The 295-nt window shown below is 56.9% G+C and carries 1 pseudogene; it reads left to right on the forward strand.

Features of this window, described 5'->3' with window-relative positions:
• Positions 1 to 295 (forward strand): annotated as a pseudogene (locus tag FDX22_RS15645) (hypothetical protein); the annotation flags it as partial.

The raw sequence follows: 295 nt of genomic DNA on the forward strand, positions 1-295 counted from the left end.
GAGCAGAAGCAGAATATCAGCCGCAAAATCTGTCTTCTGCATGAACTGTTCCAACCCGTGCATCCGGTATATGCAGTGTCGGTCCGGCTGCAGTGGGGACTGAAGGTGATGGCCGAGCGGATGATAAAGTGCCTACCGCGTGAGGCCAGCAGCCCCGTGGTGGCGCAACTGCAGTCTCACTTTCGCACAACAGCAGTCCAGGAAAAAGCGCGTGACGATTTTGGTGAAACCGTCGGTGCAGCCCTGGATGCGGTAAGTGCCCTGCCGATAATACCAGCTCCGGTACGGGCAGTAA

Origin of the sequence: Citrobacter sp. TBCS-14, from assembly GCF_005280805.1 — a bacterium.
Taxonomy (GTDB): Bacteria; Pseudomonadota; Gammaproteobacteria; order Enterobacterales; family Enterobacteriaceae; genus Citrobacter; species Citrobacter gillenii.